The sequence below is a fragment of the Mycobacterium sp. NGS33 genome, assembly GCF_059812885.1.
This window is the reverse complement of sequence record NZ_JCALDN010000003.1, coordinates 432,056-449,786: the sequence shown is the minus strand read 5'-3', so window position 1 is coordinate 449,786 and position 17,731 is coordinate 432,056. Positions and strand designations below refer to the sequence as shown.

18 protein-coding genes and 1 pseudogene are annotated in these 17,731 nt (G+C 67.3%); 11 read left to right on the top strand and 8 right to left on the bottom strand.

Annotated features, from left to right (window positions below; translation table 11 throughout):
* Window positions 1-4: 4 nt before the first annotated feature.
* Window positions 5-502, bottom strand: a complete 498-nt coding sequence (locus AC5Y5B_RS09670) for a DinB family protein (RefSeq protein WP_112632429.1) — start codon at window positions 500-502, stop codon at window positions 5-7.
* 313 nt (window positions 503-815) lie between these two features.
* Here AC5Y5B_RS09670 and mbtM point away from each other — a divergent pair, with 313 nt between their 5' ends.
* The 3 genes from mbtM to AC5Y5B_RS09655 all read left to right on the top strand — a co-directional run bounded on the left by mbtM (window position 816) and on the right by AC5Y5B_RS09655 (window position 5,264).
* Entirely contained in the window at window positions 816-2,378 is a 1,563-nt protein-coding gene (gene mbtM, locus AC5Y5B_RS09665; protein ID WP_500005236.1) for a long-chain-fatty acid--ACP ligase MbtM, read from the top strand.
* Window positions 2,379-2,841: 463 nt separating this feature from the next.
* On the top strand, window positions 2,842-4,788 hold the full coding sequence (locus tag AC5Y5B_RS09660; RefSeq protein WP_500005235.1) for a putative alpha/beta hydrolase: 1,947 nt from the start codon (window positions 2,842-2,844) through the stop codon (window positions 4,786-4,788).
* Window positions 4,788-5,264, top strand: coding sequence for an Imm61 family immunity protein (locus AC5Y5B_RS09655; RefSeq protein WP_500005234.1), 477 nt, complete (start codon window positions 4,788-4,790; stop codon window positions 5,262-5,264). The genes AC5Y5B_RS09660 and AC5Y5B_RS09655 overlap by 1 nt, the downstream gene beginning before the upstream one ends.
* 41 nt (window positions 5,265-5,305) lie before the next feature.
* On the opposite strand, the gene AC5Y5B_RS09650 is transcribed toward AC5Y5B_RS09655, so the two are convergent.
* The 4 genes from AC5Y5B_RS09650 to AC5Y5B_RS09635 all read right to left on the bottom strand — a co-directional run bounded on the left by AC5Y5B_RS09650 (window position 5,306) and on the right by AC5Y5B_RS09635 (window position 8,571).
* Complete coding sequence (locus AC5Y5B_RS09650; protein WP_500005233.1) at window positions 5,306-5,635, bottom strand: GNAT family N-acetyltransferase; 330 nt, start codon at window positions 5,633-5,635, stop codon at window positions 5,306-5,308.
* Window positions 5,622-6,617, bottom strand: coding sequence for a pirin family protein (locus AC5Y5B_RS09645; protein WP_500005232.1), 996 nt, complete (start codon window positions 6,615-6,617; stop codon window positions 5,622-5,624). The genes AC5Y5B_RS09650 and AC5Y5B_RS09645 overlap by 14 nt, the downstream gene beginning before the upstream one ends.
* 61 nt (window positions 6,618-6,678) lie before the next feature.
* Window positions 6,679-8,061 carry an acyl-CoA dehydrogenase family protein gene (locus AC5Y5B_RS09640; RefSeq protein ID WP_500005231.1) on the bottom strand — a complete coding sequence of 461 codons (1,383 nt, stop codon included), beginning with the start codon at window positions 8,059-8,061 and terminating at the stop codon, window positions 6,679-6,681.
* A 93-nt stretch (window positions 8,062-8,154) separates the two neighbouring features.
* Entirely contained in the window at window positions 8,155-8,571 is a 417-nt protein-coding gene (locus tag AC5Y5B_RS09635) for a WhiB family transcriptional regulator (protein WP_112632437.1), read from the bottom strand.
* Between the two features lie 144 nt (window positions 8,572-8,715).
* Between AC5Y5B_RS09635 and AC5Y5B_RS09630 the strand changes: the two genes are divergently transcribed.
* The 6 genes from AC5Y5B_RS09630 (at window position 8,716) to AC5Y5B_RS09605 (ending at window position 12,994) form a co-directional block, all read left to right on the top strand.
* On the top strand, window positions 8,716-9,501 hold the full coding sequence (locus AC5Y5B_RS09630; protein ID WP_500005230.1) for a helix-turn-helix domain-containing protein: 786 nt from the start codon (window positions 8,716-8,718) through the stop codon (window positions 9,499-9,501).
* On the top strand, window positions 9,498-10,322 hold the full coding sequence (locus AC5Y5B_RS09625) for a C40 family peptidase (protein ID WP_500005229.1): 825 nt from the start codon (window positions 9,498-9,500) through the stop codon (window positions 10,320-10,322). Before AC5Y5B_RS09630 ends, AC5Y5B_RS09625 begins: the two co-directional genes overlap by 4 nt.
* A 48-nt stretch (window positions 10,323-10,370) precedes the next feature.
* Window positions 10,371-10,733 (top strand): DUF4226 domain-containing protein, encoded by a 363-nt coding sequence (locus tag AC5Y5B_RS09620; protein ID WP_500005228.1) that lies wholly within the window; start codon window positions 10,371-10,373, stop codon window positions 10,731-10,733.
* A 136-nt stretch (window positions 10,734-10,869) separates the two neighbouring features.
* On the top strand, window positions 10,870-12,318 hold the full coding sequence (locus AC5Y5B_RS09615; RefSeq protein WP_500005227.1) for a DUF4226 domain-containing protein: 1,449 nt from the start codon (window positions 10,870-10,872) through the stop codon (window positions 12,316-12,318).
* 50 nt (window positions 12,319-12,368) lie between these two features.
* On the top strand, window positions 12,369-12,686 hold the full coding sequence (locus AC5Y5B_RS09610; protein WP_112632442.1) for an ESX-1 secretion-associated protein: 318 nt from the start codon (window positions 12,369-12,371) through the stop codon (window positions 12,684-12,686).
* On the top strand, window positions 12,683-12,994 hold the full coding sequence (locus AC5Y5B_RS09605) for a DUF2694 family protein (RefSeq protein WP_112632443.1): 312 nt from the start codon (window positions 12,683-12,685) through the stop codon (window positions 12,992-12,994). Before AC5Y5B_RS09610 ends, AC5Y5B_RS09605 begins: the two co-directional genes overlap by 4 nt.
* Before the next feature lie 23 nt (window positions 12,995-13,017).
* On the opposite strand, the gene AC5Y5B_RS09600 is transcribed toward AC5Y5B_RS09605, so the two are convergent.
* Window positions 13,018-13,161, bottom strand: coding sequence for a hypothetical protein (locus AC5Y5B_RS09600; protein ID WP_165821772.1), 144 nt, complete (start codon window positions 13,159-13,161; stop codon window positions 13,018-13,020).
* Window positions 13,162-13,243: 82 nt separating this feature from the next.
* Here AC5Y5B_RS09600 and AC5Y5B_RS09595 point away from each other — a divergent pair, with 82 nt between their 5' ends.
* Together AC5Y5B_RS09595 and AC5Y5B_RS09590 are read left to right on the top strand one after the other, a co-directional pair.
* Complete coding sequence (locus AC5Y5B_RS09595) at window positions 13,244-14,998, top strand: DUF5632 domain-containing protein (RefSeq protein ID WP_500005226.1); 1,755 nt, start codon at window positions 13,244-13,246, stop codon at window positions 14,996-14,998.
* Window positions 14,999-15,070: 72 nt separating this feature from the next.
* Window positions 15,071-15,391 (top strand): DUF2710 family protein, encoded by a 321-nt coding sequence (locus AC5Y5B_RS09590; RefSeq protein ID WP_112632445.1) that lies wholly within the window; start codon window positions 15,071-15,073, stop codon window positions 15,389-15,391.
* A 122-nt stretch (window positions 15,392-15,513) separates the two neighbouring features.
* Here the strand turns inward: AC5Y5B_RS09590 and AC5Y5B_RS09585 are convergent, their stop codons facing one another.
* Together AC5Y5B_RS09585 and AC5Y5B_RS09580 are read right to left on the bottom strand one after the other, a co-directional pair.
* Window positions 15,514-16,287: a TIGR03084 family metal-binding protein gene (locus AC5Y5B_RS09585; protein ID WP_112632446.1), complete on the bottom strand. Its 774-nt coding sequence runs from the start codon at window positions 16,285-16,287 to the stop codon at window positions 15,514-15,516.
* 50 nt (window positions 16,288-16,337) lie between these two features.
* Window positions 16,338-17,709 (bottom strand): annotated as a pseudogene (locus AC5Y5B_RS09580) (MFS transporter).
* Between the last annotated feature and the right edge of the window lie 22 nt (window positions 17,710-17,731).

Below are 17,731 nucleotides of genomic sequence, written 5' to 3'. Positions count from 1 at the left end.
CGGCTCAGAGTTGATGGCGGATGTCGAGAAGGTGGTGCTGCAGTTCGTGCGCGGTGTGGACGGCGACCCAGCGCAACGACCGCTCGCTGGTCTTGGGATAGTGATAGACGACCGTGCGATCCCAGTCCGTGGCGGAGAGCCGAAGGAGCACATTGCCGAATAGTGCTGCGGCGTCGGTGAGTTGGCGCGCGACCGCGGCGGGGTCCTGTTCGTTGTAACCCTCGTGTTCAGCACGCTCTTCGCGGCCCATCGGCACGCAGTCGGCCCCGTTGTGCCGCCGGGCCGCGAGCACTCGTTCGCGCTGCACCAGCAGCACATCCCGCAGATGGCACGCGTACTCCAGCGGGGACCAGACGTCGGGACGCGGACGCCGCCGCACGTGGACCCCTTTATTGCACAGGAGCGCAACAACTTCGGCGGCCTGGGCGCGGATGTCGTCGGCAGCGGCTGTGGCGCGCCGCAGGTCATAGGTGAATCCGCAGCTCGCGCAGGGGTCTGTCACCTGATCATCCTTGCAGCCCGCGCATCTGCGCAGAACACTTGTCCTGGCGGCGCCGGAGCAGGGACCACGAAACGTGTTGCAGCGCTACCCATTAGGCGACTGCGCGCGGGTCGCCGGGCCACATCGGCCGCGACGGTGAGACAACCCAACTTTGCAATTAGGGTAGCCTTACCTAAATCAGCGCGGTATGGTCCCGACATATGACTTTCGCCAATCCCCCTGTGCCCCGCGCCGTTGACGAGCAGTCGATCAGCGCCCCGACGCACCAATACACAAGTGCGACAGCCGATTTGACGGACGCTGAGGTTAGCGCATGAACGTGCTTGCCGCCGCGATGCGTGAGGCGATGACCCGGTCACCGCATGACTTGATGGTGTTGGACAAAGACACGGACGCATGGTCGGCGTGCCCGTGGCCCGAAGTCCATGGGATCGCCGAAAGCGTCGCTACACGTCTGCTGCAGCAGGATCACGTCGGCGCCGTGGGGCTGGTCGGCGAGCCGACCATCGAGCTCGTCGCCGCCATTCAGGGCGCGTGGCTCGCGGGCGCGGCGGTATCGATCCTCCCGCGCCCGCGGCGCGGCGCCGACCCGTCCGAGTGGGCGCACAGCACGTTGAGCCGGTTCAGCGGAATCGGCGTCAGCGTCGTCCTCAGCCACGGGGCCACCGTGCGCATTCTCGCCGATGCCGAGTCCGCCTTGACCGTCTGCGACCTCGGCGAGGCCGCTCGCACCCGGACATCGAGCACCCTTCAGGGACAGCACGATTCGGCGTCCGCGATCCTTCAGGGGACGGCCGGCTCGACCGGCAATCCCCGCACGGCCGTCCTGTCGCCCGCCGCCGTGTTGAACAACATGCGGGGCATCGCCGACCGGTTACGGCTCGACGGGTCGTACGACCGCGGCTGTTCGTGGCTGCCGATCTATCACGACATGGGCTTGGCCTTCGTCCTCAGCTGCGTTCTGAGCGGGATGCCGTTGTGGCAGGCGCCGACGGGCGCGTTCTCCGCCGCACCGCTGCGCTGGGCGGAATGGCTGTCGGCCAGCGCGGCGACGTTCACCGCCGGACCGAATTTCGGGTACGCCACGCTCGGCCGCTTCTCGGGCCGGGTGTCGGACGTCGACCTGGGACCGCTTCGGATCGCAATCAACGGCGGAGAACCCGTCGACTGCGCGGGATTCGAGCAGTTCGCGACGGCGATGGCGCCGTTCGGTTTCCGGCCATCCGCGTCGACTCCCGCCTACGGGATGGCCGAGTCGACGTGCGCCATCACGATGCCGGAACCCGCAACGGGATTGCGCGTCGACGAGCGCACCGAATCCGGGCGGCGCCAAACGTACGCCCTGTTGGGCCGCCCGGTTCCCGGCATGGAGCTACGAATCAGCCCGGCCGAGAACGCGTCTGAGGATCGGATCGGGGAGGTCGAGATCCGCGGAACCTCCATGATGACCGGCTATTTCGGCGATTCCAGCTCCCCCACTGGTCTCGATGAGGGCTGGTTTCGCACGGGCGATATCGGCTATTTGGTCGACGGCGAGCTGGTGATCTGTGGGCGCTCGAAGGAGGTCATCACCATCGCCGGCCGCAACATCTTCCCCACCGAAATCGAACAGGTAGCAGGCCAAGTCGACGGTGTACGGCCAGGCGCGGTGGTTGCGGTGGGGTCCGAATCCGGGCCCGCCCAGTCCCGATTGCTCATCGCTGCGGAATTTTTGGGTTCGGACCACGATGTGACCCGAAGCGGGGTCATCAAACGGGTCATCTCGGTGTGCGGCGTGACCCCGGCCGACGTCGTCTTGATGCCGCCGGGATCGCTGCCCCGCACCTCCTCGGGCAAGCTCAGGCGACTTGAGGTGGGCCGGCAGCTTGCCACCTGAGGCAGGCGGCGTCGTGACGACCGGCGTCGCGGCGGCAGCCGCACCTCCGTGAGCGGACGGATATCTTCGAGGCCGTCCACACCCCCAGCCCCGCCGTTACCGGAATTGCTGTCGCCGAACAAGATTCGGGCGCCGATCCCGACGGAGCAGATGTATTTGGAGATTTACCGGGGCCGCGAAGGATTCCATCGCCCGGTGTTACGACAGCCAGCCATACGATCTCGGACTGCACGGCGCGACCTAAGCGGACCGCACTGTCATCGCCGCTCGCGGTCAGCGCCTAACCCGTGCTCCGTGACCCGCGACGCCGGGTGAATTGACCAGGGCACCTTGATCAGTACGCTTACGGGCAGCTCAGGAGGTTGGGAATGGGTATTGACGTCGAATGCTCGTCTCCGACGCGAATGCACGCCCGACCGTTCCGCGGTGAGACGCAAAACCCTAGCTAGGCATCTACGGTGTCATGGGACTTCCCTATATAGATGTAAAGGCGCTTGTCGCCGAAGCCGGCGGCGACCCCTGGGCGATTAACGCGAGCCTGCAGGCTGGCAGCCCGTTGCATATTTCGAATCTCGCCGGTGCCTTCCATCGCGCCGGCCGATGCACCGCGGAGTCTGACAACGCCTTCCAGCAAGCCCGCACCCGCTTCGAAGCCGCCTGGAATCAGCAGGATGGTGATCATCCGATCAACGACTCCGAAGAAGTCCAGCGGGTGGTGAAATCTCTTGGAGCGCAGTCGTTGCAGCTACCCAAGATCGCTGCGAACCTCGAGAACATCGCCGCGGCGTTGGCGGATGCCCAGAAGGCAGGCTCAGCGCGGATCGCTGCACTGGACGCGCAGTTGAAGAGCATCTCGGACTCAATCGCGCAGGCCGTCAACCTGTTGAACAACGACAAAAGCCTCACCGCCGCGGACAAGGATGCAGTGCATGCGTTCATCAACACTTGTGAAGACGACGCACTCCGGGACACCAAGGCGGCCCTAGCTGCACTGCAGTCAATTCGCAACGGCTACTCCGACGGCCTTAAGAAGTCGCTGGATAGCCTTCATGCCGAAGGGTATGACGGCGCGCCCCTCCACGGCGCCGACGCTGACGGTGTCGCCCCGCCGTCTCCAGCGCAACAAGCCGCACTGGCGGAGATCCGCCAAGTCACCAAACAGGCGGTGGCGGACCAGCTGGCCAAGGTACGCGCTGCGCGGGACGCTCTCAATAAGGCCGCGGCCGACGCGTACACGCACGGCCCAGGGTCGCCGGAAGCCGAGGCCGCCAATGCCGGGCTGCCCAAGCTCAAGGACGATCTGGCGAAGGCTCTCGATGACCTGCGCAAGATACCCGACTACACCGCCATCGATCCCGCGTCGGTGAGCATCACCCCCGACGGGCATTTCATGTTCACCTACAACGACAAGGGACAGCCCGTACAGGTAATCGGCCAGCTCAAGAACGGAACGGGCGAGTTCTTCGACCAGGCCACCGGCACCTACTACAGCTTCAACGGCGGCAAATTGACCGGCATGCGCACACCGGATCCCGGACAAGTGCAAGCCACCCCCGAACCGCTATGGACCGCTATCACCCTGGCGGTCGGCGGGCCGGGGCTGAAGGCGGGCGGGGAGGCGCTTTTACAAGGCGCGAAGGCGCTATTCGGTCGAGAAGCGTTTGAGGGCCTGACGTCCGAAAGTCTGACGGCCAGTGGCATGAGCGGGCCAGAGTTGCGTGCCCCCCTGGCCGAGGCGGATCTCCCCCCGCACGGTGCACCTGGGATTGGAGGCGAACCGGTCCCCGGCACGCATCCTCTTGAACCGCCTCCGGTCGAGCACACGCCGCCGGCCGCCGACGCACCCGTCGAACACGCGCCGCCCGCCGAAGTACCCGGCGAGCACGCGCCGGCGGGGCCCCATGTACCGGCGCTGGATGCTCCGCCGCCGTTACCGCCGGATCATCCGCCGCCTCCGCCCCTGCCTTCCGACCATCCGTTGTTCGACGGGTACCACCCAGTCGAACCGGGCCCGGAGTTCACCCACCCGGACGGCAGCCTGCGATATCCCGACGACACTCTTCCGAGCAAACCCTATGCGGTGCCGGGCACCGTTGTGCCGGACGCTCACCTGCCGGAGGGGGCCGTCATCGGCCGGTTCGGCTACCCCACTGGCGGATACTTAGCCCCCGAAGGAACGCCGTTTGTCGAACTGGCACTCCCTCCAGATAGCGCGGTCAAACCCTTTTATGAATACGTTGTGGAGGATCCGTCTCGCCTTCCACCGGGCTGGCACATTGAGCAATCGGAAGTGGCTCCCTGGTTTCATCAACCCGGAGGCGGCCAGCAGTACCGCATCATCAACGAGCATGGAAAGACGGGCGACGTCGTAGAACTGGTCAGGTGGGGATACTTGAGGAGGATTAGGTAATGGTCGATTTCTCTCGTTTGTCGGTTAACTGGCAACGTTGGGCGCCCGGATTAGGCGGGGGTAACGCGTATGCCACGATCGACTGTGAAGACTGTCAAATTTGCTTCAGAACAGATGACTACTCTGTCCACCTTCATCATGACGAGAATTGGTGGATCGTCGATACGGTCAACGACCGCGGTCAGCGAAATAATGGTTACGCCAAGCTTTCGAACTTTGACCTGGCAGAGAAATACTTGATCTGGGACTGGGCGACAACTGTACGCTCCGACCTCGCATCCGGGCCATTAGGCGCCGACCTCGCTCAACAAGGGTTTGCGGCGAATGTGAAAGTATCTGAAGTAGATGCCAACTACAAAATTTGTTTGGGCAACGAGTGTGCGATTCTGTCGATGGTTAACGCCACGATTTTCAGCCACCTTATGAACAGATCCGTGGATGAGATCGAACAGATGGTGGCTGCCAGATCGGGGTGATCCCACCGTGAGGGCCGGCGTCGTCGACGATCACCACCGCCCTACGAGCGCACCCACCGCGAGATCTCCGGGGTAACCGGATCGGTGATGTCGTCGAATTCGGGATGCTTCTTGAGCACGGTGCCGATCATCGAGCACACCGGAACGATCCGCTTGCCCTCGTCGCGCGCCTCGTTGAGCGCCTGCTCGACGAGGATCGTCGCGAGCCCACGCCCGCCATACGCCGGATCGATTTCGGTGTGGTAGAAGACGCGCTGATCGCCGCGATCGGCAAAATCGGCCAGCCCCACCGTTTTACCCTCGACGGCGATCGTGTACTTGTCGTCCTCGAGGCGAACCGTGGCTTCGGCGCCGGTCTTATCGGTTGTCATCTGTACTTCCCTTTCTGTGCGGTACTGGCCGTGGCCGCAGCCGTGCGGTCGGCAGCGGTGGGGCGGGCAGCCGGGCGAGCGCTCCCTGATAGCCCCGGACGGCGCCGAATCGGTCGTCGGCGTCCTCCCACTGTTGTCGGTAGCCGACGATGTCCTCGTGGCTGCGTCCGACGAAGTTCCACCACATCACCAGCTCCTCGGTAAATGGCGCGCCGCCGAGCAGCAGCACCCGCGCCCGCCTCTCCCCCGCGTTGCGCACCTGCAGCTGCGCCGGCCCGGGGCTTCGATACGCCAATTCGGCGATCGTCAGGCCTGTCCCGTCCACGTGCACAGCCCCGGAGTCACACAGCACCCCGTGCTCGAAGGTCGGGTCAACGTCGATATCCAGCGTAGTCCCGGCGTCGAGATCGATCTGGGCGCCTAGTAATGGCGTGAATGTCGGTACCGGCGAACGACTTCCGGTCAGCTCACCGAGGAAGACCCGAACCTGCGCGCCGGGCAACGCGACTGGCGTGGGCACGTAATGGGTGAAATCCCGCCCGGCGTCGCGGCCGGATGCGGGTAGGGCGACCCAGAGCTGGACACCGTGCAAGGGGGCGCCGGACTCCGCCGATACCTCCGAATGGCAGATGCCAGCCCCGGCGGTCATCAGATTCAACTCGCCGGGCCGAACCGGCGCGTGTACGCCGGCGCTGTCGCGGTGCTCCACTTCCCCACTGAACAACCAGCTGACGGTCTGTAGTCCCGTGTGCGGGTGCGGCGGTACATCCATCCGCGCGGCCGCCGGGCCGTAGTGGTCGATGAAACACCACGCGCCGACGAGTGAACGCTGCCGTTGCGGCAGCGTGCGTTGCACCCGAATCGCCCTCGGGCCGCCCAACGGCACCTCGCGCGGCTGCAGCACGTGCACCAGCGGCGGGGCGTCACGCTGTGGTGAGGCGGCGCAGGCGAGTTCGGCCGGCGCGACCTCTAGGTTGCTCATCGTCCACCCTCCGTCGCGGGGCCCGCAAGCAGCGCCGTCATCCGCGACCGTACCCGGCGCCCTACTTGCGCGGGGGCCGCAGCACCTTCATCGCCAACCGCATGATCGGCTCGGGCACCCGATCCTTCATCGACAGCGCGCTATCGGCGGCCCGGGATCGCAAGGGCGTGCCGCGCCCGAATACCCGGTTCAACGGTCCGCCGGACGGCTCGAGCATCACATGCAGCGGCGGGGTCCCGACGGCGGCACCCAGCGCGTTGGAGATGACCATCCGCTGGATCTCGCTGGTCCCCTCAAAGATGGTGTACAGCTTGGCATCCCGATACCATTTCTCGACCGGATGGTCGGTGATGTAACCCCAGCCGCCCATGGTCTGGATGGCGCGTTCGGTGGCCTTGACCGCGACTTCGCTGGCGGCCATCTTCGACATCGAACCCTCGCCCCGCTCGAAGGGAACGTTGTTGGCCGCCATCCACGACGCGCGCCAGGTGAGTAACCGGGCGGCGTCGATCTGGGTGGCCAGCTCCGCCAGCGGGAAGGAGATGCCCTGATTGTCGATGATGGGGCCGCCGAAGGCCTCGCGCTCGGTGGCATACGCGGTGGCGTATTCGAGTGCCGCGCGCGCGATGCCGATCGCCTGGGCGGCGACCATGGGCCGCGTCTGCTCGAAGGTGCCCAACGTCGCTGAACCGGACCGCTTGCCGCCCGCCACCACTTCCCTGGCCTTGGCGAGCTTGTGGTCGAGCTTCTCTTGTCCGCCAAGGAGATTGGCTCCCGGAACGCGCACCCCCTCGAAGGCCAATTCGGCGGTATGGGAGGCTCGGCAACCCAGCTTGTCCAGCTTGCGCACCAATTTCAGGCCGGGCGTGCCGCCGGGCACGACGAACAATGCCTGACCCCGGTGGCCGAGCTCCTCGTCGACCACGGCGTTGACCACGTGCACGTTGGCGATGCCGCCATTGCCGATCCACATCTTGTGGCCGTCGATGATCCAGTCGTCGCCGTCGCGGCGCGCGTGGGTGCGCAGGTTGCGCACGTCGCTGCCGCCCTCGGGCTCGGAGATGGCCAGCGCGGCGAGCTTGAGATCCCCTGGCGTGCCGAAACATTCAGGGGCCCACTCCAGCATCTGTTCGGGGGACGCGGCCTGCCCGATCGCCGACAGTGCCAGCGCCGGCATGACGATGGCCAGCCCGATCCCGGCGCAACCCCAGAACAGCTCCTCCATGAACATCGGTAGGGAGATGCCGGTTGGATCACCGATGAGATCGCGGTAAAACAGCGGGCTGTAAAAGCCGCGCCGCGCCGCCTCCTCCAGCACCGGCCACGGGAACTCCTGCCGCTGGTCGTACTCGAGGGCTACCGGGCGGATGCATTCTTCGGCGAACTCATGTGTGCGCCTGGCAAGGTCGTGTTGTGCGGCCGTCGGGGTCAGGTCGAACGTCATGGGTGCGCCTCTGGGTCGACAGACTGGTCTTGCCGACCCCGACTACCCCGTTGACCGGCTCAGCAAACTGCGCGCCGGGGTGCCGCCGAAATGTCAGGCGGCCGAACGAGGTTTGACTTGCGCCAGCGGCAGGTGCAGCACCACCGCGGGCACCGCGACGGCCTCGTGTTCGTGGCGTGCCAGCAGCGCGGCGTTCTCGGGCAGCTGCCGGGCATTGATCTCGCCGGAAGCGATGCGTCGCAGGACCTCGTGCGCCTGGGCCAACTGTTCACGCTTGCGGTATTGGCCGCCCGGCAGCTTCACGCCGGCCCACACGCCGTACTCCTCGCGGTGCGCGATGGCATGCGCGGCGCACCGGCGCTGTTGTGCCAGCGGGCAGCGGCGCAGGCATTGGATCCGCGCCTCGGTGGCCGACCGCTCGTATGCGCGCGCCTTCGCGGCGCCGTCACCACCGTCGTCGTCGGGGTAGCCGAACCACAGTTCCGGGTTGGCTGCGCAGGGGTGTCCCATGTCGGTCTCCTTGTCGAGCGTGAAACGTAGATAGAAGCGTATACAGAGCGGCGGGCAGAACGCAAGAGAAACGTGACAGAAACGTATAAACCTATAACCGGGAGCCCGGCTGTGTAATATCCGGCCCATGGCGGGGAGCGTGCGGTGACCCGTGAGTCGGCCGGGGCGGCTATCCGCGCGCTGCGTGAATCGCGCGATTGGTCGCTAGCGGATCTCGCCGCCGCGACCGGCGTCAGCATCATGGGGCTGAGCTTTCTGGAGCGTGGCGCCCGCAAGCCCCACAAAAGCACAGTTCAGAAGATCGAAAATGGCCTCGGTCTGCCGCCGGGCACCTACTCCCGGCTGTTGGTGGCCGCAGATCCGGACGCCGAACTGGCGCGGTTGATGGCCGCCCAGCCGCCGGCCCCGATGCCCGCGCGGCGCAGCGGACCGGTGGTGGTCGACCGTCACAGCGACACGGAAGTGCTGGAAGGCTACGCCGAGGCACAGCTCGATGCCCTCAAATCCGTCATCGATCGACTGCCGGCGACAACATCAAACGAATATGAGACGTATATTCTGTCTGTGATCGCGCAGTGCGTGAAGGCCGAGATGCTGGCCGCCAGCTCGTGGCGGGTGGCGGTGAACGCCGGCGCCGACTCGACCGGGCGGCTGATGGAGCATCTGCAAGCCTTGGAGGCCACGCGTGCGGCGCTGTTGAGGCGGTTGCCGAACAGCCTGAGCGCCCGCTTCGACCGGGCGTGCGCACAGTCGTCACTGCCGGAAACCGTCATCGCCGCCCTCGTCGGCGTCGATGTCGACGAGATGTGGGACATCCGCAATCGGGGAGTGATCTCGCCCGGCGCCCTCCCCCGCGTACGCGCCTTCACCGATGCCGTCGAGTCGAGACACGAGGGTGCAAGCCAGGACGACAACGAGGGATCATCATGAGTCACAGCGACCTCGAGGCGCTGAGCAGGGCCCACCAACTATTTGCCGGCCGCACCCAGCCGTCGTCCCTGGACACCGCCGCCGGGCATTACCGCAACGTGTTGCTGCGAGCCGGCCGGCTGGGCAACACGATGGCGCACGGCGGCTACCAACTCGCGGTCGATCACAGCCGGCAACGCCTGGCGGAGGCAGCGGGCACCGACGCCGCGGTCACTGACGTCATCGCAGGCGCGCAGCGTGACCGAGCACAGGCCGGCGCTCTGACTCGGACCGTCCTGGACGCGGCCCTCGCCGACGCTGCCACGACGCCGTCCACGCCATTGGCCCAGCGAGAGGCGATGCGGCGCCGCGCAACTCGGCTGCGAGCGCAGCGGGCCCATGTCTTGTCGGCCCGCGTGCGTGCGCGACGGCGCCACGCGGAACTGCTGGCCTTGCGCTATCGGCTGCGGCGGCTCGGGATCTCGGGGCTGCGCGGCGTGCAGGCCGACCGCGCCGCGTTGGCGGTGCGGGCGGCACTGTCCCGGTTGGGGCGACCGTACGTCTGGGGCGCGACCGGACCCGACCAGTTCGACTGTTCCGGCCTGGTTCAGTGGAGCTATGCGCAGGCCGGTATCCACCTGGATCGCACCACCTATCAGCAGATCAACGACGGGATCCCGGTGTCCCGCTCTCAGGTGCGGCCCGGCGATCTGGTGTTTCCGCACGCCGGGCACGTGCAGCTCGCCATCGGGAACAACCTCGTCGTGGAGGCGCCCTACTCGGGGGCCTCGGTGCGAATAAGCCGACTGGGCAACAACGTTGCGATCCGCAGGCCGATATGACAAACCAAGACCGCCCGGCACCGCGGGCACGACGAAAAGGGTGAGCCGATGCCGGAACAACCCGGACCTTCGTTAGAGGCCGTCGAGGCGCGGCGCTCGGCACTGGCGAGTCAGCACGGCGCCGCATCCGAAGCCGACCGTTTGCTGAACGAGGTGCTGACCAGCGCTCACGACGCGGCGCGCGAGAGCGTCAGGCGACTGGACTCCATCGCCGAACAGATCGACCACGCGACCGTGCACCAGGCGGACCTCGCCCTCGATACACCCATGGGGGCGCGTGAGTTTCAGAAGTTCCTGATGGCCAAGCAACGTGAGATCGCCTCGGTCGTGGCCGAGGCGCGCGAATTCGGGCAGGCCAAAAAGGCTGTACTGCAGAGCCTTCGGGCCCAGTACACCGCGGAAAGCGGCTAGCCGGAACCAGTCCACACCCGTCCAGCACACTGAATTGTCACCAGCTATGGCCCTGAGTACCGTCGCCCGACATGGAGGGGTCGCGTCGTTTCCCGCAGCAGCGTTCGAGCAGACTGCGCCGCCGCCAGCCGGACTGATGTCCGCGCATGACGACCTGCTCGCCGCGGTCAAATATGTGCGAGACCGCACCGGTGATCCGAACGCATGGCAGACGGGATTGGCGCCGCAGGAAGTGACCGCCGTAATCACCCCGGCCACCCGCCCCGAACAACTCGAGGCGATCTTGCGCAAGATCCGCCAACAGCACGCGGACGTCTTCGGCGTCACAACAACGACCAACCCGCCCGCCGAGAACGCGTTACCGCCGGATCGCGAGTCAGGCGAAGCCGCGGACGCCATCGCGCACGCCGAAGCCGCTCTCGCACAACAAAACTCGGCCAGCTCACAACTGGACATGCAGGTGGTCTCGGCCATCCTGAACGCGCACCTGCGTGCGGTCGACGGCAGAGACGCGCTCATCAGGTTGCAACGCGAGACCGAAGCGGCGGTACAGACCAGGTCAGACCTGGACACTCCGGCGGGAGCGCGCGACTTTCAGCGGTTCCTCATCGGCAAGCTCCGAGATATCCGCGAGGTCGTGCTCAACGCCAGCCTGGACGACACGTCAAAGTCAGCGCTGATGGCCGCCTGGACATCGCTGTATGACGCCTCCAAAGGCGACCCGAAGTCGCCAGGCGAACAACCGGGCGCGGCGGTGGGCGTCGGCGACGCACCGGTGGCCGGAGCGCCCGAGGACCCCGACGCCGAGTGGGATCCGCTGCTGGACTCCTTGTTCGGCGGCGGCGACGGACTGCTACCCGGCGATGTCCCGGGACCGGATCCTGCCGCCGGCGCCGCGATGCCCCCCGCCCCGCAGCAGCCGAGCGCACCGGCCATGCCCACCTTCGGTGGCGGGTCGCTGCCGGGTCTGGGTTCGGTGCCCGCATCCATGGCCGGTTGGGAAGGGCCCGGCGGTCTTCCGCTCTCCGGATTGCGCGGCGCCGACGGGGCCGACCCGGCTCTGGAAGAACTGGCCGACGACGACCTGCCGGACGCCCAAGACCCGGATCCGAGCGCCCAGGACGCCTCGAACGACGCCGGCGACGGGACCGACGACGGGCCGGACTCGCCGCCGGAAGAGCCGGCGGCCGGTCCCACACCGGTGACCCTGCCCGACGGCGAGACGATCACCGCCGCCAGCCCGCGGTTGGCCGCCGTGATCGAGGCAGCCGTCAACGGCACCCCGATAGCGGACGCCTTCCAACAGCAGGGAATGACCATCCCCGCACCGGGAACCGCGGTTTCCAACCCCATCGATTCCCTGCAGGTAAGCCCCGGTGACATCGGAATGTTCACCGATCGTCACGCGTTGGCCCTCAGCCCTGGCAAGGCGCTCCTCGATGGCCAAATTCAACACATCGGCACCGTGAGCGGCCCGAGCTTCCTAGGCTGGGAGCATCCGCCGGCGGCGACCGCGGCACCAGCGACGCCGGCCAAGCCTGACCCACCGACACCTACCCGGCCGGCGACCTCGTCGACCACCTGACAACAATGAACCCACCGGCAGCGCCGGCGGTCGTCAACAGGAGACAGCGGATGGCAGATTCGATCCATGTAGTGCCTGCGCACCTACGTCAGGCTGCCGCGCACCACCAGGACACCTCGGAGTATTTGCGTACCGTCCCGTCGTCGCACGCCGCGATCCAAGAGAGCCTCGATTCACTCGGGCCGATCTTCGGCGAACTGCGGGACGCGGGTCGCGAGCTGCTCGAACTGCGACGCCAGTGTTATGAGCAGCAAGCCGCCGACCACGCCGATTTGGCCGACAAACTGACCGATTCGGCGGCGATGTGGGAACAGCACGAGCAGGAGTCGGCAGGGAAGTTCGGTGACATCGTCGACCGCGGTCGATGACCGACGCTAATCCCGCTTTCGACACCGTTCACCCAAGTGGACACATCCTCGTCCGCTCCTGCCGCGGCGGCTACATGCACAGCGTCGCGCTGAGCGAAGAGGCGATGGAAACCGATGCCGAGACGCTGGCGCAGGGCATTCTGCTGACCGCCGACGTCTCTTGCCTCAAAGCGTTGCTGGAAATTCGCGACGAGATCGTCGCCGCGGGGCACACGCCGTCCGCGGAGGTTCCGACTCCCCGGGATCTCGATGCGGCCATCGAGAAGTTGCTGGCGCACAAACTGCGTCGCCGCAGCGGCGCGGTTTAGCGACCCTCAGCCGAGCTGCCGCCCTAGCGCAGCCACGGCTTGGCGACGCTCGGATCGGGCGCGATGCCGGTGGGCGGCTCTACTGGATTGGGGCCGAACAACTCTCGTGCGCGAGCCAGCAAGGAGCGCACCTCGTCGAGTTGCTGCTGCAGTGCAGAATCAGCCATGTCCTCACGCTACCCAGGGCCGTGTGGCCGCACAATTCACTGACCGCACAAGTCGTTGGCCGGGTCCCGGTACGCTTAGCCGGTGGCGGTCTTCGGTCGGATGTCGGCGCGCCAGCGCCTCCGGAGAGCTACCCGGGAATCCCTGGCGATGCCGGCTTTCAGCTCTCCTATCGACTGCACCCCGTGGGTGACAGGCGGGTTGTGGCCTGCCGAATTGTCGACGGTGACGGCCGAAACGGCAACCCTCGCTGAACATCTCAAGGCCGATCTGCAACGAATTGCGCACGCCGCCAACGACGAACTGAAGCTGCTCAAGCGCGCCGGCATGGCCGAACCGTCGCGCCAGGCGGCGGAGGCACGGGTCATCGAAGAGGCCCGTGCCCGCGCGGTGCGCCGAGTCGAATCGACGATCCGCTACCTGCATACGGTGCAGACCGGGGCCCGATCCCCCGCTCCTCCCCCGCCGCGGCCTCAGGCGTCCCACCCGGACCTGGACAAGACGCAGGTGCTGCCGACAGTCCGCAAGGACAAAGCCGCCCCCGAAGCGCCCGCGCCGGGCCGACCAGAGCCGACACCGCCGGAAAGAAGGTGGCGTCGTCGAGAGTCCGTGGTCGAGCCCGATCCCGGAAGCGATTCGTCGCCGACGGCTGGGCGGGAACCCGCCGACGTGTCCCACCTCGACGAGACACAAGTCATCCCGGTGATCCGGGCCGAGCCGGTTCTGCCGGCGCCGCCGGAGCCTGCGCCCGAGCCGGCCTCGGACCAGGCCGACTCCGGCCGACACCACGCGGTGGTCGAACCGTCCACCGAGAGGAACGAACCGGAGGCGCCCAGCGAGCCGGCCACTCCCGCGGACGCGGCCGCCGACGTAGCCCATCTTGACGAGACGCAGGTCATTCCGGTGATCACGGAGCCCGAGCCCGAGCCCGAGCCGGAGCCGGAGCCCGAGCCCGAGCCGGTGCCCGAGGTGCCGGTGCAGCGTGCGCTCGAGCCGGCATCGGACCAGGCCGACTCCGGGCGCCACCACGCGATCGTCGACGAGCCGGTCACCGCCAGGGCGGAGCCCGAGGTGTCCCGGCAAGAGGTCGCAGCCGCTGTCACCCCCGACGCGACTGACACCCCCGCGCCCGCCGAGCCCGCGGCTGCCGAGCCCGCGGCCGCCGAGCCCGAGACGGCCGTCTTCGCCGCCGTCCGACCGCCCGACGAAAAACCTTTGCCGCCAAAGAGATTCGACGATCAGCGGCTGAACCGGCTGCTCGAATTCGTGGTCCGCCAGGAGCCGCGCCTCAATTGGGCGATCGGAGATCGCGCCGACGGCACGACGGTACTGGTCACCGACCTCGCGCACGGGTGGATCCCGTCGGGCATCAGCCTTCCCGCGGGCGTTCGGTTGCTGGAACCCGAGCGCCGCAGCGGCAGGGTCGCCGCACTGATCGGCGAAACCGCCCGCGTCGTCACTTACACTCCCGGTGATTCGCTGCGCCGCTCGGCCGACTTCGCCGCCACCCGATCGTCGGTGGAACCGCGCGCGCTCCCCGTCATCGACGACTTGGCGAACGTGCTGAGTGCGGCCATCCGCGGCCGTGACGACCTGCCCAAGATCGTGCCGCGCTTGGCGCAAGCCGCCGCTGCGGGAACCGTCGTCGTCGACCAGGAGGTCGACGTGCTGCGGGTCCATCTCGATACCGCGCGTTACCAGCTGCTCGTTCAGTATCCGAACGTCAATCCGGCGTTGCTGCTCAAGTGCCTGCTGATGGCCGCCACCGAGGGCATCGCCAGCGGCGACTCGGTGTCCGCCAATTACCACCTCGCCTGGTACCAAAAGCTGGTCGCGTAACCGTCCGGCAGTTTGCCCGTACACCTGTTCGCGTCTGAATTGACGCTGGTAGGAGGGCTAGACGATACTGTCATGGTGGCCGGTTCGGGCAGTCGCGCGAATCTCAGCGATAAGGATCTCGTCGAATCGGTTCTTCGGGAACTGAGCGAGGCGGCCGACAAGTGGGAAGCCCTTGTGGCCCAGGCCGAAGCCGTCACCTACAGCGTCGACCTGGGTGACGTCTATGCGGTCGCGAATTCCGACGGCCGGTTGCTCAAGCTGACTTTGCATCCCGGGGTGATGACCGGGTACGGCCACGGGGAGCTGGCCGAGAGGCTGAACCTCGCGATCACCGCACTGCGCGAGGAGGCCGAGGCGGAGAACCGGGCAAGTTACGGCGGTCCCCTGCACTGACGCGCGTTACGCGCTCATCGCCCGGCGCTCGGCCTGATGGACGCCGGCTCTCTTCGCGCGTTACGCGCTCATCGCCCGGCGCTCGGCCTGATGGACGCCGGCTCTCTTCGCGCGTTATGCGCTCATCGCCCCGCGCCGGGAGGTCCCGCGAAGGCCTGAGCGATCTGCAACCAGCGCCGGGCGTCGTCGCCCTGGGCGGTGAGGTCGAGCGCGCTCAGCGGCCGCCGTTGGGTGACCAGGTAGCAGAAATCCTCGGCGGACCCACTGACCCGCTGCTCGGCCTCGGCCGGCCCCCACGACCAGGTGTCGCCGCCGGGTCCGCGCAGCTCGACCAGGAACGGCTCGGCCGGTGGCGCCAGATTGTTGACGGCAAAGGCGAAATCGCGGGTGCGCACCCCCAGGTGAGCGATCGAGCGCAGGCGTTCGGTCGCGGGCCGCGTCACGCCCAGCGCATCGGCGACGTCGAGGCCGTGCGCCCAGGTCTCCATCAGCCGCGCGGTGGCCATCGATGCGGCGCTCATCGGAGGGCCGAACCACGGAAGTTTGCGGCCGGCCGGCACCGCGAGCAGCTCCTCGTGCAGCCGTCTCCGGGTGATCCGCCAGTCGGCGAGCAGCTCGGCGGGCGTCAGGGCCGCCAGCTCTTCGGCGCCTTTGTCGACGAAGCCCGTCGGGTCCGCGGCGGCGCCCGCCAACACCTCGGCGAATCCGAGCTCATCGGTGACCGCGATCAGGGCGACCCGATCCGTCCACAGCAGGTGGCCGATCTGATGAGCGATGGTCCAGCCGGGCGCCGGGGTCGGATCGGCCCAGCGTTCGGGCGGCAACGGCGCCACCAACTCGTCGAGGGCGTCGCTTTCGGCACGCAGGTCGTCGACCATGGGTGCGGGACCGGTCATCGGAGCCCGCGACTCTCGGGTGCTGGCGTCGGACAAAGCACGTCTGTACTTTAGCGATCGTTCGCCGGCTCGCCGCGGCGCCCGATGACGCCGTGCACGGCCAGGCCGACCAGGTAGAGCACCGAGCCGAACAGCGCGAACGCGGGCGCGTGCCCATCATCGGGAATCAGGATGCCGGCCACCGTAATGGAAACGATGAACGCGACCCAGAACAGCGCGTCCTGCACGGCGAACACGTGCCCGCGAAGGGCGTCATCGACGTCCATCTGGATCGCGGTGTCGGCGCAAAGCTTGACCACCTGCCCGCTGATGCCGAGCAAAAAGCCGCAGGCGACCATCACCGGAAGCAGCAGTTCGGCGCCGGCGACCTCGATGATCGCCGACGCCGCCAATGCGCCGTTGGCAGTCGCATAGCGCCCCCACCGGCGGATGGCGGGTGGTGTCAGGACGTTGGCTACAAAGGCGCCCAGCCCCGCCGCGCCGAAGAACACCAAGGCTGTGCCGAATCCCCCGCCCTTGAGGTTGGGCATGTGATGGACCAGCAGCAAGACCAGCAGCGAGTTGATCCCGACGACCATCCGGTGGGCGGCCAAGCCCGACAGGGTGGCGGCGACCGTGGGACGTTGCGCCACCGTGCGCACACCGTGCAGCCAGCCGGTGATCACCGCGTAGATGACCGGTCCGTGGATCGCCCGCCAGGTGTCGTCGGGGCCCAGGACGCGGGCACCGAACCGCCACGACAACAGCAAGGCGATCGACACGGGAACCGCGGTGATGAACACGATCGCGGAGGCACCCTTGTCGCTGGCGCCGAAGATGAACCGGGGCACCAGCATGAAGTTTGCGCCGAAAAAGGCCGCGATGGCCCCGGACGCGGTGGCGACCGAGTTCATCGTCACCACCTGCTCGCGCGGCACCACGTGCGGCAGCGACGCCGACAGGCCCGACCCGACGAACCGCGCCAAACCGTTGGCGAACAGCGCACCCAGCAACAGCGGCAGGTCACCGGCGCGCAGCGCCAGGATGGTGCCGATCGCCGCGATCAGGATCAGCCGGCCCACGTTGGCGCCGACCAGCACCAGCCGCCGATCCCACCGATCCATCAGCGCGCCGGCGAACGGTCCCAACAGCGAATACGGCAGGAACAGAACCGCGAAGGCGCGCGCGATGGACAAGGGATCCGCGGCCCGGTCCGGGTTGAACAGCAGCGCCCCGGCCAGCGCCGCCTGAAACAAGCCGTCGCCGAACTGGCTCGCCACGCGCACCTCAAGCAGCCGCCAGAAATCTGGCAAACCGCGCACCGACCGCCAAACCTCGACGGGTGCGCTGGACTGCATCCGGGTGGGGATCACCGAAACCGACTTCCAGGGTTGGGTTGGAAAAGCTCGCGCGCGAAAGGGCGGTCCCAACAACAGTACAAATCTCCGCGGCCTTGCCCCGCGAT

Excerpts from the sequence above, each read along its gene's own strand:
- mbtM (WP_500005236.1), top strand. The coding sequence starts at position 816 with ATGAACGTGCTTGCCGCCGCGATGCGTGAGGCGATGACCCGGTCACCG.
- AC5Y5B_RS09660 (WP_500005235.1), top strand. The coding sequence starts at position 2,842 with ATGGGACTTCCCTATATAGATGTAAAGGCGCTTGTCGCCGAAGCCGGC.
- AC5Y5B_RS09655 (WP_500005234.1), top strand. The coding sequence starts at position 4,788 with ATGGTCGATTTCTCTCGTTTGTCGGTTAACTGGCAACGTTGGGCGCCC.
- AC5Y5B_RS09650 (WP_500005233.1), bottom strand. The coding sequence starts at position 5,635 with ATGACAACCGATAAGACCGGCGCCGAAGCCACGGTTCGCCTCGAGGAC.
- AC5Y5B_RS09645 (WP_500005232.1), bottom strand. The coding sequence starts at position 6,617 with ATGAGCAACCTAGAGGTCGCGCCGGCCGAACTCGCCTGCGCCGCCTCA.
- AC5Y5B_RS09640 (WP_500005231.1), bottom strand. The coding sequence starts at position 8,061 with ATGACGTTCGACCTGACCCCGACGGCCGCACAACACGACCTTGCCAGG.
- AC5Y5B_RS09635 (WP_112632437.1), bottom strand. The coding sequence starts at position 8,571 with ATGGGACACCCCTGCGCAGCCAACCCGGAACTGTGGTTCGGCTACCCC.
- AC5Y5B_RS09625 (WP_500005229.1), top strand. The coding sequence starts at position 9,498 with ATGAGTCACAGCGACCTCGAGGCGCTGAGCAGGGCCCACCAACTATTT.
- AC5Y5B_RS09620 (WP_500005228.1), top strand. The coding sequence starts at position 10,371 with ATGCCGGAACAACCCGGACCTTCGTTAGAGGCCGTCGAGGCGCGGCGC.
- AC5Y5B_RS09615 (WP_500005227.1), top strand. The coding sequence starts at position 10,870 with ATGTCCGCGCATGACGACCTGCTCGCCGCGGTCAAATATGTGCGAGAC.
- AC5Y5B_RS09610 (WP_112632442.1), top strand. The coding sequence starts at position 12,369 with ATGGCAGATTCGATCCATGTAGTGCCTGCGCACCTACGTCAGGCTGCC.
- AC5Y5B_RS09605 (WP_112632443.1), top strand. The coding sequence starts at position 12,683 with ATGACCGACGCTAATCCCGCTTTCGACACCGTTCACCCAAGTGGACAC.
- AC5Y5B_RS09600 (WP_165821772.1), bottom strand. The coding sequence starts at position 13,161 with ATGGCTGATTCTGCACTGCAGCAGCAACTCGACGAGGTGCGCTCCTTG.
- AC5Y5B_RS09590 (WP_112632445.1), top strand. The coding sequence starts at position 15,071 with ATGGTGGCCGGTTCGGGCAGTCGCGCGAATCTCAGCGATAAGGATCTC.
- AC5Y5B_RS09585 (WP_112632446.1), bottom strand. The coding sequence starts at position 16,287 with ATGACCGGTCCCGCACCCATGGTCGACGACCTGCGTGCCGAAAGCGAC.